The organism is Pseudomonas coleopterorum, assembly GCF_900105555.1.
Lineage (GTDB): Bacteria > Pseudomonadota > Gammaproteobacteria > Pseudomonadales > Pseudomonadaceae > Aquipseudomonas > Aquipseudomonas coleopterorum.
Genome location: NZ_FNTZ01000001.1, coordinates 1,789,689 through 1,806,357, shown reverse-complemented (window position 1 = coordinate 1,806,357; position 16,669 = coordinate 1,789,689). Strand labels below are relative to the sequence as shown.

Here is a 16,669-nt window from a genome sequence, read left to right as displayed (position 1 = left end):
GCGGTGCCAGTGTCCAGGGAGGTGGTCACGTCCCGGGGGTGAGCGTCCAGCATCAAAGTGGCCATGCTGGAAGCGCTAACGTCTTACCCCGCAGCGCTCGGGGTTTTGCAGCGGGTGTACTCCAACTGGTAAAGGGTCGCTTCCGGGGTGCTGGACTGCCCTTCCAGCAACCGGTGCAGCTCGACCATGAAGGCATCGCCCGCGGCCTCGACATAGTCGGCAGCACAGCCTTCGATCATGACGATCCAGGCTGGAATCTGGGTGCCTTCGGCGCGGGCCTTTTTCTCGGCGGTTTCGACCTTGCTGACCGCCTCGTCAGCCACGCACAAATGCACGCCCGTGATGCCCTGCCTGTCGGCCAGCGGGGCCAGGACCCGTTGACGCAACGCATCGGAGACGGGCTTGTGCTGCTCCTGTTCAACGTCGAAGCGGACAGTCAGTAGATAGGCGCCCTGCCCCACGCCACTGGTGTACGTCACATCGCAGATCGAGCGTGCGACGTTGCGATAGGATTTCACCGACTGCTGCGTCCAGGGCGTCGGCGTATTGAGTCGCGACAGGTAGTCCTGTCCGCCCAGAACCTGCACGCTGTCAGCCTCGTAAAGGTTGAAGTAGGTCGGCCCCGCATTCAGCGCGATGTAGCGACGCCCGCGCAGAAAGCCTGGAATACCGGCACGCTCGGGCATGTGCTCGCGGTTGTGCCATTCATAGAACTCATCCCGCGCTTCAGGCAGAAGATCGTGCCAGATCGCGACTACACCTGTTCCTGCAAAACTCATGGTGTTCTCCTCGGGTAGTAGTCAGTCAACGTTCGGATGGCGACCGGCTACCCAGGCAGCACCCATTTCAGCCACGTAAGGCACAACCGCCTGAGTTTGCTCGCCCAGCCCCTGGCCGCCGACGCGCATCGTGTCACCTGCCTTGAGGAACACGGGTGGCTTCTGCCCCAGGCCGACCCCCGGTGGCGTACCGGTGATGATCACGTCGCCAGGCATCAGCGGCATGAAACGGCTCAGGTACGCAACAATGTGGGCTACGCTGAAAATCATGGTGCGGGTGTTGCCGGTCTGCAGTCGCTTGCCGTTGACGTCTAGCCAGAGGTCCAGCGTCTGTGGGTCGGCGATCTCGTCACGGGTGACCAGCCATGGCCCCAGCGGCGCGAAGGAAAAACCGCTTTTGCCCTTGGCCCACTGACCTTCGTATTCGAGCTGGTAGGCCCGTTCCGACACATCGTTGGCCAGGCAGTAACCGGCGATATGATCCAGCGCCTGCGACTCCGGGATCTGCCAGGCAGGTGTGCCGATGACGATGGCCAGCTCCACTTCCCAATCGAGCTTTTCGGCGCCGGTCGGCAGGATGACCGGATCGTTGGGCCCGCTGATGGAGCCGGTGTGCTTGTTGAACACCACTGGCTGGCTCGGGATGGGCGTGTTGGTTTCTGCGGCGTGATCGGAGTAGTTCAGGCCGATGCAGATCAGGTTCGGCACACTGCCCACGCAGGGACCCAGGCGAGTGCCGGGCGCCACCAATGGCAATTTTTCAATGTCGACGCCGCGCAACTTCTGCAGTACATCCGGGCTGAGGGCTGACGCGTCGATGTCATCGACGATGCCCGAAAGGTCGCGGACCTCTCCCTTCGAATCCAGAATGCCTGGTAGTTCCTGCCCCGGTGAACCGAAACGAACTAAGCGCATGTATTACTCCTTGAGCATTGAGAAATGGACAGACATGGAGCCTGCACGGCCGAACCGAATGTGCAGCGGCTCATTGACGGGTACATCGAGCACACCGGCATAGGATCCGGTGATGATCACCTGGCCGGCCCGCAGGCCTATGCCCTGTGCAGACAGAAAATTGGCCAGCCAGACGATGGGCAGAATGGGGTCGGCGTCCGGGTGTCGCCCGTTGATTTCGATTGGCTGGGCGGCGCCGTGCACGGAAATGTCCAGTTCGGCGGGCAACCTTGCACAGGACAACGTCGTCCGCGGTCCAAGGACCAATCCGTGGTTGAACAGGCCGTCGGCCAGCAATTGCTCGAACGGCAGCGATTGCGGATCGGTGTATCGGCAGCCGATCACCTCCAAGGCCAAGTGGGTATCGCCGATGGCAGCGATGATGTGTTCGGCGGTGTAGGGTTCGCTCCTTACCGGCAGATCGCGGGTCAGGATGCAGGCAAGCTCCGGCTCGATCCGCGCCTGCTGGGTATCGGCGGGTACCCCATAACGCTCGCCTCTGACGATGCTGTCGCTGTAGAGGGGCGCCACGATCCACTTGCCCGTGGGCGGCAATGCACATTTCCATCCGCCCACGGTCTTGCCGGCCAATGGCCCGACGCGCTGCTGAATGGCGAAGCCTTCGGCCAGGCTGGTGGGCCGGCCAGACGCCGGCAGCGCTGCCAGGCGGATACCTTCGCGGCGGGCTTGGACCAGGGCAGCGGCTGCGGTGTCCAGCGCACTCTTTGTTTCACTGCAAGCTGCTTCACTGCGGGCGCAAGGTTGCTCGTTCATGGCCGCACCGAGTGCACATCGTTCTGCCGCGGCCACACCGTGCCCACCTTGTGAGCGGCGTCTTCGAGCAGCGCATGCAGCTCTTCGTAGCGCTCCGGCTGCATGCGCATGACCGGGCCTGCGATGCTCATGGTGCCCACCACCGACCCACCGGGAATGAGCCTGACCGGCACCGCGATCGCCCACACCCCGGCCTCGGCCTCTTCAACGACCAGACCATACCCGCGCTCGCGTGTCAGCTTCAGGTCGCTGAGCAGCGATTCTATGGTGTTGAGCGCTTTGGGCCCCTGGCCAGGATTCGCTTCGGCGCTCCCCAGTCCACTGCGCAGCGCGTGTTCGACGGCCTGTTCATCGGGCATCGACGCCAGCCAAGCCTTGCCGTTGGCCGTCGCGTACAGATTGATCGGGTGATCCATGGCGGGCGAATAGACCAACCCCGGCGCCGCGCCTTGGGCCGACGATAGCCAGGACAGGCTGCCTTCGCTGACGACGGTGAGTCGCACCAGTTCCTGGCACTGCCTGGCAACCTGCTCGATGATCGGCTGAACGCGCTCGGGCAAGCCGATGCCGTGCAGGTAACGCTGGCCCAGCAACGCCAGTTTCAGGGTCAGGCGATATTGCGACGTTGCCTCGTCCTGCTCCGCCCAGCCTTGCTCGACCAATTGCGCAAGCACGCGGTGAGCCGGTCCCTTTTCCAGGCCCAGGTCGGCAGCGATGTCGGACATACGCATCCAGCGGGCTTCACGCGCCAGCAGCTCGATGGCTTCAAGACAACGGTCGACGGCACCTTTGACGACTCTCATATTTTTCTCGACTTATCTTTGACATCACGGTGGATTTGATCAACATTGCCCTTAACGGAACAGTGTTCCAACAGTATGCAGTCCTCGTTGGATAAGTCAAACCGCTGCGGATATTCCATGCATGTACCAGAGAATCCGATCTCGCCTACAGCAAGCCTCGCGCCGCGAGGTTGTGCATCACCGCCCGCAGGCCGTAGGTCCATGGGGCAGCCTCATGGCTATAGGTCACCGTGTTGCGCAGGCTGCCCAGCAGCGCGCTGCCGATGCTGACCTCGTCGCCCTGCTTGTGGGTGAAGCCGCTGCCAGGGGCTTCACGATCCTGGGTGGGCGCAAAGAGAGTGCCCAGAAACAGCATGAAGCCATCAGGGTATTGATGTTCACCGTTCAGCGTCTGGGCCACGAGTTCCAGGGGATCGCGGCTGATCAACGCCATGGAGCTGCTGCCTTCCAGGGTGAAGCCGTCCTCACCTTGAACGTGCAGATCGACTACACAATTGCGCACGTCGTCGAGGCTGAATGTCTCGTCGAACAACCGAATGAACGGACCGATGGCGCAGGACGCATTGTTGTCCTTGGCCTTGCTCAACAGCAGCGCACTGCGACCCTCGAAATCACGCAAGTTGACGTCGTTGCCCAAGGTCACGCCATGCACCAGCCCCTGACTGTTCACCGCGAGCACGATTTCCGGTTCCGGATTGTTCCATTCGGATTTGCGATGGATGCCGATTTCGCTGCCACTGCCGACAGCAGCCATCACCGGGGCCTTGGTGAAGATTTCCGCATCAGGGCCAATCCCCACCTCCAGATACTGCGACCACATCCCCTGCTCGATGAGCACGGCTTTCAGACGCATCGCCGCAGGCGAGCCAGGTTCGATGGCGCGCAAGTTGTCGCCTATCGCCTCCTGAACCAGCCGCCTCACGCTTTCGGCCTTGGCCGCGTCACCTCGCGCCTGCTCCTCGATCACTCGCTCGATCATGCTGGATGCGAAGGTCACACCTGCGGCCTTGATCACCTGGAAATCGGCCGGCGGCAGCAGCGACGGCTCGTTCGGATCGGCATGGTTGCCGGTATTGGCCAGCAACGCCTCGACGGTACCGATGTACCGGCCCGGCGTCAGACGAACTGCCGACACCGGCGAACGGTGCTCCAACAGGTCGCTCATCGTGGAAAAGCTGTCGGAAAGATCGAACACGCCTTCATGACGAATCACGATCGGCGAGGGTCCTGCGATAGCACCTGGGACCCAGGCGCGGCCAATCAGTGTGCCGGCTACGCCATCCACCGGCAGCGTGTTCTGGCGCGTCAGTTTCAAAAGTCCCATCGCAGGTTCCATTTCAGTCGGCTATCGGAGCCTTGAAAGTACCGGACGGGCTTCGAAAATCCCAATGACTCAATCTCACCCATCGATGCTGTTTCGTTATCGACGCGCAAAGGCCCATTCAAATGCAAAGCGATTCCATCACGTTTGCCAGTGTCAGCCGGTGGCTGAAGATCAAGCACCTGGTCCTGGTCAACAGCCTGGCCAAAACTCGAAACATGCACACCACTGCGCAACAGATGAATGTCACGCAGCCAGCCATCAGCAAACTGCTCCGCGACCTGGAGGATCTGCTGGGGTTTGCACTGTTCGAGCGACAGACGCGCAATCTGGTGCTGACCGAGCTGGGCGTATTCGTCGCCCGTTACGCACGCATCACTTTGGAGGACACGGAGTCGTTCGTGGACCAAGTCAACAAGCTGCGCAAAGGCGGCCATGGCCACTTGAAGATCGGTACCATCTTCGCGGCGACTTCGGTGGTGCTGCCCGAGGCTATCGCCAGCATCAAGAACAGGCGCCCACTGCTTGCCATCGAAGTCATCGAACAGACGAGCAACCAGTTGCTGGAAATGCTCGACCAGAAAAAACTCGATCTGATCATCGCGCGCTTCACCCACGACGATTGCCAGTCTTTCGACTTCACACCATTGGGACCTGAGCCGTTCTGCCTGGTCGCCAACAGCGCGCACCCACTGTGCCAGCTCGACGAAGTACCTTGCGCGGCCCTGACCGAGTGGCCCTGGGTGATGTATCCGTTCAACACCCCCATCCGCAGGCGCATGGAACGGGCATTCGCCCTGTTCGATATCGCCTCGCCCACCAATACGGTAGAGACCATTTCGATGCAGACCTTCCTGCAGCTGCTCCAGTCCGGCCCGATGCTGGCCATGCTGCCGGAGTCGATGGTTCAGTCGCAGGTGCAAAGCGGGCAGTTGAGGGTGCTCAAGACACCGTTCAAGGTCGAGTCCCAGGACTACGGGGTGATCACCCGCAAGGACGAGCAGGTATCGGAGCCGACACAGAGCTTCATCGACACACTTCTGACCTTCGCCAGCCAAAGACGAGCGGCAACGGGTGCTGCGTGAATGGGCCGACGATACCGATGAGAGAAAGTTATCGAGCAATCGAAAGCTCTCATTAGGCAGCCCTTTCGCCCGCTCCTATAGTGCCAGCACAAGAATGCGGCGCCGAGACTGGTGACCGCGCATAACCCGGCAGCCCGTGAGGATGCAATGGATCTGATCATGAAAACCGGCGCAGCCCCAGTGCTGCGCCTGAATCCACTGGACGACGTGTTGATCGCAAGAAGGCCTCTGGAGGCCGGCGAGCTACTCGAACAGGAAGGCGTCACCGTGCGCCAATCGATCGTGCCAGGTCACAAGGTGGCCTGCCGTCGCATCGACATCGGTGAACCGGTGAAGCGTTACGGCCAGATCATCGGTTTCGCCACGCAAGTCATAGAGCCGGGCGACCATGTCCATGTGCACAACCTGGCCATGGGTGAGTTTTCGCGTGACTACGCATTCAGTGTCGACGTGAAGGCCGAGCCGGCGCCACAACAAGCGCCCACCTTCATGGGCATCGTACGCGGCGATGGACGCGTGGCGACGCGCAATTACATCGGCATTCTCACGTCGGTGAATTGCTCGGCCACGGTGGCCCGCGCCATCGCCGACCATTTCCGCAGGGACATCAACCCTGCTGCCCTGCAGGGCTATCCGAACGTGGACGGCGTCGTGGCACTGACCCACTCGGCCGGTTGTGCGGTCGATGCCTCGGGCGATGGCCTGAGCCTGCTGCGGCGGACGCTGGCCGGCTACGCGACCCATCCCAACTTCGCAGCAGTCCTGGTCATCGGCCTGGGCTGCGAGACCAATCAGATCGACGCCTTGCTCAGCACTCAAGGCCTCTCGCGCAGTGACACCCTGCGCACATTCAGCATCCAGGATACCGGCGGCACGTCCAAATCGATTGCCAAGGGGATCGCCCAGGTCCAGGCAGTGCTCGGCGAAGCCGATCGGGTCCGACGCGAGCCGGTCGGCGTGCAGCACCTCACCGTGGGGCTGCAGTGCGGCGGGTCGGATGGCTACTCGGGCATCACGGCCAATCCCGCGCTGGGCAACGCGGTGGATCGGCTGGTGGCCTGCGGGGGCACCGCGATTCTTTCCGAAACGCCGGAAATCTACGGCGCCGAGCACCTGCTCACCCGTCGAGCCGTCAGCCGCGAGGTGGGCGAAAAGCTGATCGCGCGAATCCACTGGTGGGAGCACTACTGCGCGCGCATGGGCGCCGAATTGAACAACAACCCCTCGGCGGGCAACAAGGCAGGCGGCTTGACCACCATCCTGGAGAAGTCGCTGGGGGCGGTGGCGAAGGCCGGCTCCAGCAACCTGACGGACGTCTACGAGTACGCGCAAACCGTGAAGGCCCATGGCCTGGTGTTCATGGACACCCCTGGCTACGACCCGGTCTCGGCCACGGGGCAAGTGGCCGGCGGGGCCAACCTGATCGCCTTCACCACGGGCCGCGGTTCGGCCTATGGATGTGCGCCTGCGCCTTCGATCAAGCTGGCGACCAACAGCGCCCTGTGGGCTCGACAGCGCGAGGACATGGACATCAATTGCGGCGAGATCGCCGAAGACAAACTGACCATCGAAGCCTGCGGCGCGGCGATATTCGACGCGATGCTGCGTATTGCGTCAGGCGAGCGCAGCATGAGCGAGCAGCACGGGTACGGGCAGAACGAGTTCGTACCCTGGCAGATCGATGCCGTGACCTGAGTGTGCAGCAACGCTTTCGACACCGCGCCTATCATCACCGGACATTGGGTAATCATGGCCACACACATCAAAGGCTCCACTCGACTCTACGGATTGGTCGGCCATCGGTTGGCCGCCGCCAAATCTCCACAGCTGCTCAATCCCGTGTTCATGGACCAGGGCGAAGACGCGGTCTGCATTCCGTTTGAGGTAACGCCCGATGGCTTGAGCAACTTCGTGATCGGCGCCAGAGCTCTGAACAACCTGGCAGGTCTGCTCGTCACCATGCCACACAAGCAAAGCATGTTGGCCCTGGTCGACGAGCTTCACCCAACGGCTCGCCAGGTAGGTGCAATCAACGTGGTCCGATGCGAAAGCGATGGACGCTGGGTCGGTGCGGTGTTCGACGGCCTGGGCTGTGTTCTGGGCATGCAACAGGAAGGTCACGAGCCTGCGGGCAAGAGCATATTGTTAGTGGGCGCGGGCGGCGCCGGCCGCGCGATTGCCTTCGCTGTCGCAGGCGCGGGCGCCCGGTCACTCACGGTGTGCGATGCCGACGAGCAGCGAGCTCGGAGCCTGGCCGAGTCCGTGGCGACAGAAACGGGCTGCGCCACCCGTGTGGGCCCACCCGACCCGCGCGGTCACCATATCGTGATCAACGCAACACCTCTGGGCATGGGCGCAAACGACCCCCTGCCCGTCGACCCGGAACGGCTCGAGCCCGACATGTTGGTCGTCGATATCATCAACTCGCCCCACTCGACACCCCTTTGCCGAGCGGCGCGCGAGAAAGGCTGCAGCACCCAGGACGGCGGCCATCTGCATCGCGGCCAGGCACGCCTGGTTCTGCGCTTCCTTGGTGTGAATCAGGAAGCGGAGGGCGAACCTGGTGGCTTGCCTCCACAACACGCTCAACCGGATCAGGCCATGACTCGAACGTCATGAGGACTGTGCTCGTTCAGGCCAGCGGCGGGACAGCAGTGATGCCGGTTTGCGCCGTCATGCGCCGGCTGTCGACCCGCCGGCTTCGGAATGCTGCACACACAACTGGTTCTTGCCACTGCGCTTGGCGCGGTACAGCGCCTCATCGGTGGCCTTGATCCAGTCGCGCTCGCTGGCGTATTGATGGGAGTACGGCACCAGGCCGATACTCAGCGTCACCTCGATGGGCACGGTCGCATCGACCCAGTCGGAAAACTGCCTGCGGATGTCGTCCAACCGCTGAGTGGCTTCACCCAGGCTCATATCGAACAGCAGCAGACAGAATTCATCGCCCCCATAGCGCCCGGGGGCAGCCGATGCGCCCAGTCCCGAGCGCAACAGATTGGCCAGGCGGCCGATGATCGCGTCGCCCATCAGATGGCCGTGCTCGTCGTTGATGCGCTTGAAGTTGTCGATGTCTATCAACGCCACCATCGCGATGACCTCACCTCGTCGGCATCGAGGAAAGATCTCTACCAGCTTTTCCATCCACGAAGCGTGATGCAGCAGGCGGGTCATGCCGTCCAGCTTGCTGATGAGCTTGAAGGCTTTCTTGTGCACCGCCAGTTGCACTGACACGGCGTAGCTGGCGCGGGCCACGATCAGCGGATAGATGATCAGCATGGGCAGGCAGGCCAGTTGCTGCAGCGCGCTGGTCGCCAACGACAACTCGAAGCTCCTCTGACCCAGGGCCAGAAACAGCCCCATCCCCTGCAACCCGACGGTGATCCGCAACAGGCGCCATCCGCCCGCTGCCATCGCGTTCATGGCGACCATGGACAGCAGCAGCACGGATGGCAGCAGGTTCAGCGCCATCAGCCCCGCCCAGCCGCCGGCGAACAAGCCATCCAGCGCGAGGCTGCGCAGTTCGACCGCGAACGGGTCTGCGGCTCTGCGTGCGAGCAGGTAGGCAAGGGTCGGCCAGACCATGAGGTTGGTCAGCATCGCAGCCCACACCCACATCGGCGTGTAGGGGTCGACCCCCAGCACCGTACCGATGAACGTTGCACTCAACAGGCAGCCGATGGAACGGGGCCCGTAGATGCGGCGTGCAAACGTTTCTCCCAACTCACGACGACTGAGTGGCATTCCAAGGCTCTCCGGCGCTGCAATCGATGTGCCCTATCAGAGCTTGGCAGTGCCGGTGATCCGCCAAGGACTTCAGGTCAGGCGGGGTGGCACTTTGGCATCGATTTTATCGCAAGCCGAGGATGCAGTCAGCAGCCATTCGGTAAACGGAGACAGGTTGGCGACGAACGCCGGTCCGCCCCTTCACTGCGCCTTTCCGTAGTCCTCGTCGGTGACCTGCTCCAACCACTCCACGACATTGCCGTCCAGGGCTTCGGCAATGGCAATGTGGCTCATGCCGGTATCCGGCGTTGCGCCGTGCCAGTGCTTGACCTTGGGAGGAATCCACACGGTGTCGCCGGGACGAATCGATTGCCGGACCTGACCCTCCTGCTGCACGTAGCCCGCGCCTGCGGTCACGATCAGCGTCTGCCCCAGTGGATGAGTGTGCCAGGCCGTACGCGCACCCGGATCGAAGGTCACGGTGGCGCCGCCGATGCGCGCGCCGTCGCTGCCTTTGAACGGCGCATCGACGCGGACCTTCCCGGTAAAGTATTCAGCGGGTCCGACGGCAGACGGCTGGGAACCTGCAGGCGTGACGGTGACATTCATGGGCTGAGCTCCTTCACTTTCGAAAGCTGACAAGGACAATGAGAGCGCTGCGATCGCGAGTGTTTTCATCGAGCGTCCTTTTGGGGTTCGTGCAAGGGCTTCCAATCTACCGGTTACCTGCCCGTTCGATTAGTCGTCGCAAGCTGCATGCATAAATGAACGGGGCTCATCAATGCGGCAGGAAGACCGGCATGGTCTTCCTTCGTCGCCTTTGAACTATCGCAAGGTTTATTGAATGGATTCGCCAATGAAGGTTAGGAAGCGTTCAGTCCCTTTCAGGCGGGGTGAGGCCTTCGTTGTTCAGGGCAGTCTTCAAAAAAGCTATCAACGCTTTCAGTGCGCTAGGCATCCGATGTCTGGAAAGGTAAACCGCATGGATGCCTAGCGGTGACAACTCGGTGTCGGGAAAGAGGCGTACAAGACGTCCGTCTGCAATCTCTTGCGCAACGGCAAAACCAGGTAGCATGGCAATGCCCGTTCCGCTCAGCGCAGCCCGCACCACGATCGCGGCCTCGTTGGTCGTGAAACTGCCCGTGACCGGGACCAAGACCGTGCCCGTAGCTTGCTTGAACTTCCATTCGCTCCGCCCAAGGTGGGCGTAGGTCAGGCAGTTATGGGCCGTCAGGTCTTCAATAGCATCAGGTGTTCCGCACCGACCCAAATATTCAGGACTGGCGCAGATGTAGGAGTGAACACTTCCCAGCCTGGTCGCGATCAGAGTGGGATCCAGATCGTTGGTCACTCGGATAGCCAGATCGATACCGTCCTGCGCCAGGTTCGTCATGCGATCCACGACCTGCAGGTCAACAGAAACCTGCGGGTTCAGCTGCAGAAACTTCATCAAGATATCGGTCAGGCAATGTTCTGCAAAGATGGACGATGCAGTCACCCGAACGAGCCCTTTCGGTGTGCAGTGCGACGCAGTACCCACGGCAGACACCGTTTCGCTGAGTCTGATGAGTTCCTCGCAGATCGGAAGCGTCAACTCACCCGCCGGTGTCAGGCTGAGTTTGCGAGTGGTTCGATGCAGCAGACGTGCCTGGGCCCATTCCTCGATCGAACCTACGTATCGTGAAGCCATCGCGCGCGACATTCCCAAGTGCTCTGCGGCGCCGGAAATGCTGCTTCGCTTGACAGCCTCCAAAAAAACCTTGGCGGCGATGATCCGGTCCATTCGCTCGATCCATGCAACAAAGCGTCAACCATAGCCCGGTATATCTGCACTGGACAAGCAAATAGACTGCCGACACAACGCTGGTTATGAAGTTCGAGACTTCCATATTTCTGGACGCAGAGGCTGGCCCTGCCAGTATCCGACTCAAACCAGGGAAAGTCGCACCCATGCCTACTCAATGTTCATCGAGAGTCCAATATCCATGTCTTTTAGCGAAGGTAAAACGCTGCGCTTGATTTTTCCCCAGTGGCAAGGTGGCAACAATGCGCCGTATCACTTGGGTGCAGAGTTGCTTGCCTGGTTGGCGCCCGAGCACTCAGGCCCCACAGAACATGTTCCCGTAGAGCCTCCCTCTGCAGGGGCACCGCTCGAAGAGTTGGGGATCGTTGGGCGCCGCGCGTTGTTGAAACAGCTGAACAGCGCGCAAACACTATTGAGCCGACACTCTGCGGACCGCTTGGTCATACTCGGTGGAGACTGCCTCGTTGACTTGGCTCCATTTGCTTATTTGAACGAACGCTACCAAGGCGACCTTGCCATTCTCTGGGTAGATGCTCATCCCGATATCATGACGCCAGAGCAATTCAACAATGCGCATGCCATGGCCCTTGGCATGCTGCTCGGCAATGGCGATCCGGACTTCGTCCAAGCAGTAGCCCGCCCGCTGAAGCCGCAAAACATCCTGTATGTGGGAATGCATGATCCTACCGATTGGGAGGCTTCCGAAATCGATCGTCTGGGTTTGCAGAATGTGAGTCCAGCCCAGATCACTCAGCAAGGAAGCAGCGCCGTTCTTGATTGGTTCAAATCGACGGGTGCAAAGCACTTGGCCATTCATCTGGATCTGGATGTGCTGGACCCAAGACTGTTCCGCTCGCTTCTGTTTGCCAATCCCCATGCCCCAGAAAAATCGTTTGAGGGGGTGGCGCAAGGTCAGCTAAGTATCGAACAGGTACTGGACGTGCTGAGGGATATTGCCAAGATCACTGATGTGGTGGGGCTGGGCATTACCGAGCATCTTCCCTGGGATGCCTTGGCGCTCAAGAACATGCTTGCCAGGCTGCCGCTGATTGGAGACGCGGGAAGATCCAATCCGTCATGAACATCATCCTATCGGGCACCGCCCTTGGTGTGAGCGCGCGACTGACAGTGGTCTTCCTTGCTCTGAGAGGCACCAGCGACGGTCCGAGATTGTCATCTTGAGCTACAGATCTTACGGCCACTAGACCACCTAACGAATGTCAGGTGATCTATTGACCGTAACTCTTGGAAAGTCTATGGTGAGCACACCTAACAAACGTTAGGTAGGCTAATTTCCCAAGGACCCGCCCATGACCACCAAACTGCAGCTCTTCACCTCCCCCTCCGCTTTCCCCAATCCGCAACGGCTGCGGTTGTTCATGCACGAGAAGGGCATCGCCGATCAGTTCGACGAGGTCATCTACGACATGGCTCCGGGTGGACAGCAGCGCGGCTGGCGCCACCTGAACATGAACCCATGGGGCGAAACGCCGACGCTGCAACTGGCCGATGGCAGCTACCTGGCCGAAACGGCGGCCATCGCGCGTTATCTGGACCAGACTTATCCAGGCCGCAAGATCATGGGCGACAGCGCGCTGGAACAGGGTCTGGACACCATGTGGGACAACCGCATCTGGGTGCACATCCTCTATCGCATCGTCACCGCGTTCCATGTGTTGCACACCGGTCTGGGGTTCAAACTCGAACTGACCAAGAATGAAGCATGGGGCGAGCATTGCCGCAAAGAAGCGCTGGCCCATGCGGCCCTGGTAAACCGTCATCTGGCCGATGGCCGTGAATGGCTGCTGGGCGGCGCCGAGCCGACGTTCGCCGATATCACCCTGGCCACTGCCATCGCTTTCTCCAAGTTCCCGGTCAACGCCACCCCGCTCGACGAGCGTTTCGAACATCTGGACGCCTACTGGCAGCGCTGGCAGCAACGCCCGGCCTTCAAGGCGGCCTACGCGGATCGCAGCAGCGGCATCCCGGAGCTGGATTCGCCTGCTGCGTGAGGTGGCGCAAGGGGTATCGATAACCGCGACCGCCAACCCTTGGCGGTCGCGGTGTGAGTCATGCCGGTCCCTTTTGTTTTAAGATGACCGGCTTCCCCGAGAACACGTCTGACGCACACAAGGCACGACAATGAGCATCAATGCCCGCGAGGCCATACTTCTGGCTGCCCGCAACATTGCCCAGTCACAGGGCTACAACGGCCTGAATTACCGCGACCTGGCGAGTGCCGTGGGTATCAAGCCAGCCAGCATCTATTACCACTTCCCCAGCAAGGCCGACCTGGGCATTGCCGTGGCTCGACGGTACTGGGAAGACGGAGCGGCGGCACTGGAAGTCATCTGCGAGCAAACCCCGAACCCTCTACAGGCACTGCAACGCTTCCCGGAGATCTTTCGGCGCTCGCTCGAGGCGGAGAACCGGCTGTGCCTGGGCAGCTTCGTGGGGGCCGAGACCGATAATCTTCCCCCTGCGATGGCCGAGGAGATCCAGGCATTTGCACAGGTCAACATCGCCTGGCTGAGCCGCCAGCTGGTCGCCGCGCAGGTATGCGACGCGTGCGACAGCGAGGCGCGGGCAAGGGCCATTTTTTCGGCCGTGGCCGGTGCACAACTCATCGCCCGAAGCCGGGCGGACATCTCGCTGTACGACACGCTGATCGAATCCTATCGAGCCTATGGGCCGTTGCCGGCGTGACGCCGCTGTCGACTCAACTCCACGCTGCGGAAATAAAAGTGGTTACTCATCGGCTTTCCCAACTATTTACTAAACGTTGATTGAGCTTTGCGATTAGCGGTCGATACCCTTGGAAGAGGGATACATCCAATCCGAGGGTAACAACGTGTTCAATTCAGCGCTGAAACGTAAGTTGCAATCCCAGGACGCTGAAATCATCAAACACCAAGGATTGGTGAATGCTCTGGACCGCTCGATGGCAATCGTCGAGTTGGGTCTGGATGGCAAAGTCATTCGTGCCAACGATAACTTCTTGAGGATCATGGGCTATCGCGCCGAGCAGATTCTCGGCGTGGCGCATTCGGATCTTTGTCCGACCGCGTTAGTTCGCAGCTCGGCGTATAACGAGTTCTGGGGCCGTCTTCGAGCCGGGGAGTTCGTTTCCGGCACCTTCCAGCGGGTCGGTGCGGACGGCCGAAAGGTGTGGCTGGAGGCCAGTTACAGTCCGGTGCTGGATGAGCAGGGAAAAGTCTGCAAGGTCGTCAAGTTCGCACTGGATGTCACGCAAAAGGTGCTGCAGGATGCCGAGGCCAACAGCAAGCTCAACGCGCTGGATCGGGCGATGGCGGTCATCGAGTTCGACCTCAACGGTAATATTCTTCAGGCCAATCAGAACTTCCTCAACACCATGGGCTATGCCCAGGCTGACCTGAAAGGGAAACAACACCGAATGTTCTGTGAACCGGATCTGGTCGCCAGTAGCGAATACAGCGAGTTCTGGAAGCGGCTCAATTCCGGTGAGTTTTTCAGCGGGCAGTTCAAGCGCATCGGCAAGCATGGAAGGACGCTGTGGCTCGAAGCGACCTACAACCCCGTCTTCGATGCGGACGGCACCCTGACCAAGATCGTCAAGTTCGCCAGCGACATCACCGAGCGCGTGGAGAAGTTCGAGGAAGACTCGCGCAGCGCTTCGCGCGCCTACCATATCTCGGCCGAAACCGAGAAAGTCGCCGAGCAGGGCGCCGAAGTCATTCAGCAGACGGCGGTGGAAATGCGCCTGATCGCCGACCATATCGAGTCCTCTGCGCGCCTCGTGGGCCAACTGGGTGATCGCTCGGAGCAGATCACGGCGATCGTCAACACCATCCGCAGCATCGCTGACCAGACCAACCTGCTGGCCCTCAACGCAGCCATCGAAGCGGCGCGCGCCGGCGACCAGGGTCGCGGCTTTGCCGTCGTGGCCGACGAAGTCAGGCAACTGGCGGGGCGCACCAGTCGGTCGACCAGCGAGATCGCCGAGATGATCGGCAAGATTCTGGCCGAGACCCGGGATGCGGTGACCAGCATCAACGCCACCCACGAAGGTGCGCAGCGCGGTGTCTTGCTGGCGGAACAGGCCGGCCTGGTCATTCTGCAGATCCGCACCGGTACCAGCGATGCCGTGGAGGCGGTCAGCATGTTCGCGTCCAAACTGGATGAATCGGAGGTGATTCCAAAGACGGCAGTTGGCTGGATGGGCTGATTCACATAAACACATTCGAATGTGTTAATGTATGGCCACTTTCAGTAGCCCTACGGAATCACCATGACCGACGCCAGCTTGTTCACCCCTCTCACACTCGGTGGCCTGACGCTCAAGAACCGCATTGCCCTGCCCCCTCTGACGCGGTCCCGGAGCAGCCAGCCGGGCGACGTTCCCAATGCCTTGATGAGCACCTATTACCGGCAGCGCGCCAGTGCCGGGTTCATGATCACCGAAGGCACGCAGATAGAACCACGCGGCCAGGGTTATGCCTGGACGCCTGGCATCTACAGCCAGGAGCAGATTGCCGGCTGGCGACAGGTGACCCGCGCCGTTCATGAAGAAGGCGGCGTGATCTTCTGCCAGCTCTGGCACGTCGGGCGGGTGTCCCATAACAGCCTGCAACCTGACGACCAGCCACCCGTCGCGCCCTCCGCCATTGCCGCAACGGCGGTGAAAGTGTTCATCGAGACCGGTCCTGAAACGGGCGAGCTGGCAGACCCCAGCCTGCCTCGCGCACTGTCCACGGCAGAGGTCAAAGCGCTGGTGGAGTTGTACCGCGTGGCCGCCGTGAACGCGAAGGAAGCAGGCTTCGACGGCGTCGAACTGCATTCGGCCAACGGTTACCTGCTCAATCAGTTCCTGTCCGAACACACCAACCAGCGCACCGACGAATACGGCGGCACTCTGGAGAACCGTCTGCGTTTTCTGCGTGAAGTGACCGAAGCGGTGATCTCCGTGTTTGGCCGGGAACGTGTCGGCGTGCGTTTCGCACCGCTGTTCGAAACCACCGAAGAGGCCCGTGTCTACCTGGGCCTGGTGGAAAGCGATCCTCATGCCACCTACGTTCAGGCGGCGGCCATGTTGAATTCGCTGGGGATCGGTTACCTGTCCATTGCCGAAGCCGACTGGGACAACGCTCCGGAGTTGCCGGTGAGCTTCCGCCAGGCACTGCGCGAAACCTTCGACAATCCGATCATGTATTCCGGCTGCTACACTCGGGAAAAAGCGGAACGGGTGCTCGCTGACGGTCATGGCGATCTGTTCGGATTCGGGCGCACGTTCATCGCCAACCCGGATTTGCCGAAGCGCTTCGCGCACGGCGCACCCCTCAATCCGGTCGACCACGCAACGCTTTATGGCGGTGGAGAACGGGGTTACATCGACTATCCGTTCATGACCCCTTAGAATAGCCGCTTCCGGGCGGGTTCACCCT

Annotated in this window: 16 protein-coding genes and 1 pseudogene; 9 read left to right on the top strand and 8 right to left on the bottom strand. The window is 61.0% G+C overall.

Annotation, left to right across the window (positions count from 1 at the left end; genetic code table 11):
* Positions 1-83: 83 nt before the first annotated feature.
* The 5 genes from BLV18_RS08200 to BLV18_RS08180 form a co-directional block, all read right to left on the bottom strand.
* Positions 84-779, bottom strand: a complete 696-nt coding sequence (locus tag BLV18_RS08200) for a DUF4286 family protein (protein ID WP_090357652.1) — start codon at positions 777-779, stop codon at positions 84-86.
* 21 nt (positions 780-800) lie between these two features.
* Positions 801-1,694 carry a fumarylacetoacetate hydrolase family protein gene (locus BLV18_RS08195; RefSeq protein ID WP_090357650.1) on the bottom strand — a complete coding sequence of 298 codons (894 nt, stop codon included), beginning with the start codon at positions 1,692-1,694 and terminating at the stop codon, positions 801-803.
* A gap of 3 nt (positions 1,695-1,697) precedes the next feature.
* Positions 1,698-2,507, bottom strand: coding sequence for a 2-keto-4-pentenoate hydratase (locus BLV18_RS08190; protein ID WP_090357648.1), 810 nt, complete (start codon positions 2,505-2,507; stop codon positions 1,698-1,700).
* The gene (locus tag BLV18_RS08185) at positions 2,504-3,310 is read right to left on the bottom strand and encodes an IclR family transcriptional regulator (protein WP_090357646.1); all 807 of its coding nucleotides are present in this window, start codon (positions 3,308-3,310) and stop codon (positions 2,504-2,506) included. The genes BLV18_RS08190 and BLV18_RS08185 overlap by 4 nt, the downstream gene beginning before the upstream one ends.
* A 145-nt stretch (positions 3,311-3,455) precedes the next feature.
* Positions 3,456-4,634 (bottom strand): fumarylacetoacetate hydrolase family protein, encoded by a 1,179-nt coding sequence (locus BLV18_RS08180; RefSeq protein WP_090357643.1) that lies wholly within the window; start codon positions 4,632-4,634, stop codon positions 3,456-3,458.
* 122 nt (positions 4,635-4,756) lie between these two features.
* Between BLV18_RS08180 and BLV18_RS08175 the strand changes: the two genes are divergently transcribed.
* The 3 genes from BLV18_RS08175 to BLV18_RS08165 all read left to right on the top strand — a co-directional run bounded on the left by BLV18_RS08175 (position 4,757) and on the right by BLV18_RS08165 (position 8,335).
* The gene (locus BLV18_RS08175) at positions 4,757-5,716 is read left to right on the top strand and encodes a LysR family transcriptional regulator (protein WP_090357641.1); all 960 of its coding nucleotides are present in this window, start codon (positions 4,757-4,759) and stop codon (positions 5,714-5,716) included.
* A 147-nt stretch (positions 5,717-5,863) separates the two neighbouring features.
* Positions 5,864-7,411, top strand: coding sequence for a UxaA family hydrolase (locus BLV18_RS08170; protein ID WP_090357639.1), 1,548 nt, complete (start codon positions 5,864-5,866; stop codon positions 7,409-7,411).
* 54 nt (positions 7,412-7,465) lie between these two features.
* The gene (locus BLV18_RS08165; RefSeq protein ID WP_090362126.1) at positions 7,466-8,335 is read left to right on the top strand and encodes a shikimate dehydrogenase family protein; all 870 of its coding nucleotides are present in this window, start codon (positions 7,466-7,468) and stop codon (positions 8,333-8,335) included.
* Between the two features lie 54 nt (positions 8,336-8,389).
* Here BLV18_RS08165 and BLV18_RS08160 read toward each other — a convergent pair whose 3' ends face one another.
* From BLV18_RS08160 to BLV18_RS08150, 3 genes are all read right to left on the bottom strand, one after another.
* Positions 8,390-9,460, bottom strand: coding sequence for a diguanylate cyclase (locus BLV18_RS08160; RefSeq protein WP_090357636.1), 1,071 nt, complete (start codon positions 9,458-9,460; stop codon positions 8,390-8,392).
* 183 nt (positions 9,461-9,643) lie between these two features.
* A complete protein-coding gene (locus BLV18_RS08155; RefSeq protein WP_090357633.1) occupies positions 9,644-10,120 on the bottom strand; it encodes a (R)-mandelonitrile lyase in 477 nt (158 codons plus the stop codon).
* Positions 10,121-10,316: 196 nt separating this feature from the next.
* On the bottom strand, positions 10,317-11,225 hold the full coding sequence (locus BLV18_RS08150) for a LysR family transcriptional regulator (RefSeq protein ID WP_090357631.1): 909 nt from the start codon (positions 11,223-11,225) through the stop codon (positions 10,317-10,319).
* 202 nt (positions 11,226-11,427) lie between these two features.
* On the opposite strand from BLV18_RS08150, the gene BLV18_RS08145 reads away from it, so the two are divergent.
* From BLV18_RS08145 to BLV18_RS08125, 6 genes and pseudogenes are all read left to right on the top strand, one after another.
* The gene (locus BLV18_RS08145) at positions 11,428-12,327 is read left to right on the top strand and encodes an arginase family protein (RefSeq protein WP_090362124.1); all 900 of its coding nucleotides are present in this window, start codon (positions 11,428-11,430) and stop codon (positions 12,325-12,327) included.
* A gap of 229 nt (positions 12,328-12,556) precedes the next feature.
* On the top strand, positions 12,557-13,258 hold the full coding sequence (locus tag BLV18_RS08140; protein WP_090357629.1) for a glutathione S-transferase family protein: 702 nt from the start codon (positions 12,557-12,559) through the stop codon (positions 13,256-13,258).
* A 130-nt stretch (positions 13,259-13,388) separates the two neighbouring features.
* Positions 13,389-13,952 carry a TetR/AcrR family transcriptional regulator gene (locus BLV18_RS08135; RefSeq protein ID WP_090357627.1) on the top strand — a complete coding sequence of 188 codons (564 nt, stop codon included), beginning with the start codon at positions 13,389-13,391 and terminating at the stop codon, positions 13,950-13,952.
* Between the two features lie 235 nt (positions 13,953-14,187).
* Positions 14,188-14,865: pseudogene (locus BLV18_RS22760) on the top strand (PAS domain-containing protein); the annotation flags it as partial.
* A 3-nt stretch (positions 14,866-14,868) separates the two neighbouring features.
* Complete coding sequence (locus tag BLV18_RS22755; protein WP_425272648.1) at positions 14,869-15,453, top strand: methyl-accepting chemotaxis protein; 585 nt, start codon at positions 14,869-14,871, stop codon at positions 15,451-15,453.
* 63 nt (positions 15,454-15,516) lie between these two features.
* Positions 15,517-16,641 carry an alkene reductase gene (locus tag BLV18_RS08125; protein WP_090357624.1) on the top strand — a complete coding sequence of 375 codons (1,125 nt, stop codon included), beginning with the start codon at positions 15,517-15,519 and terminating at the stop codon, positions 16,639-16,641.
* Positions 16,642-16,669 lie beyond the last annotated feature (28 nt).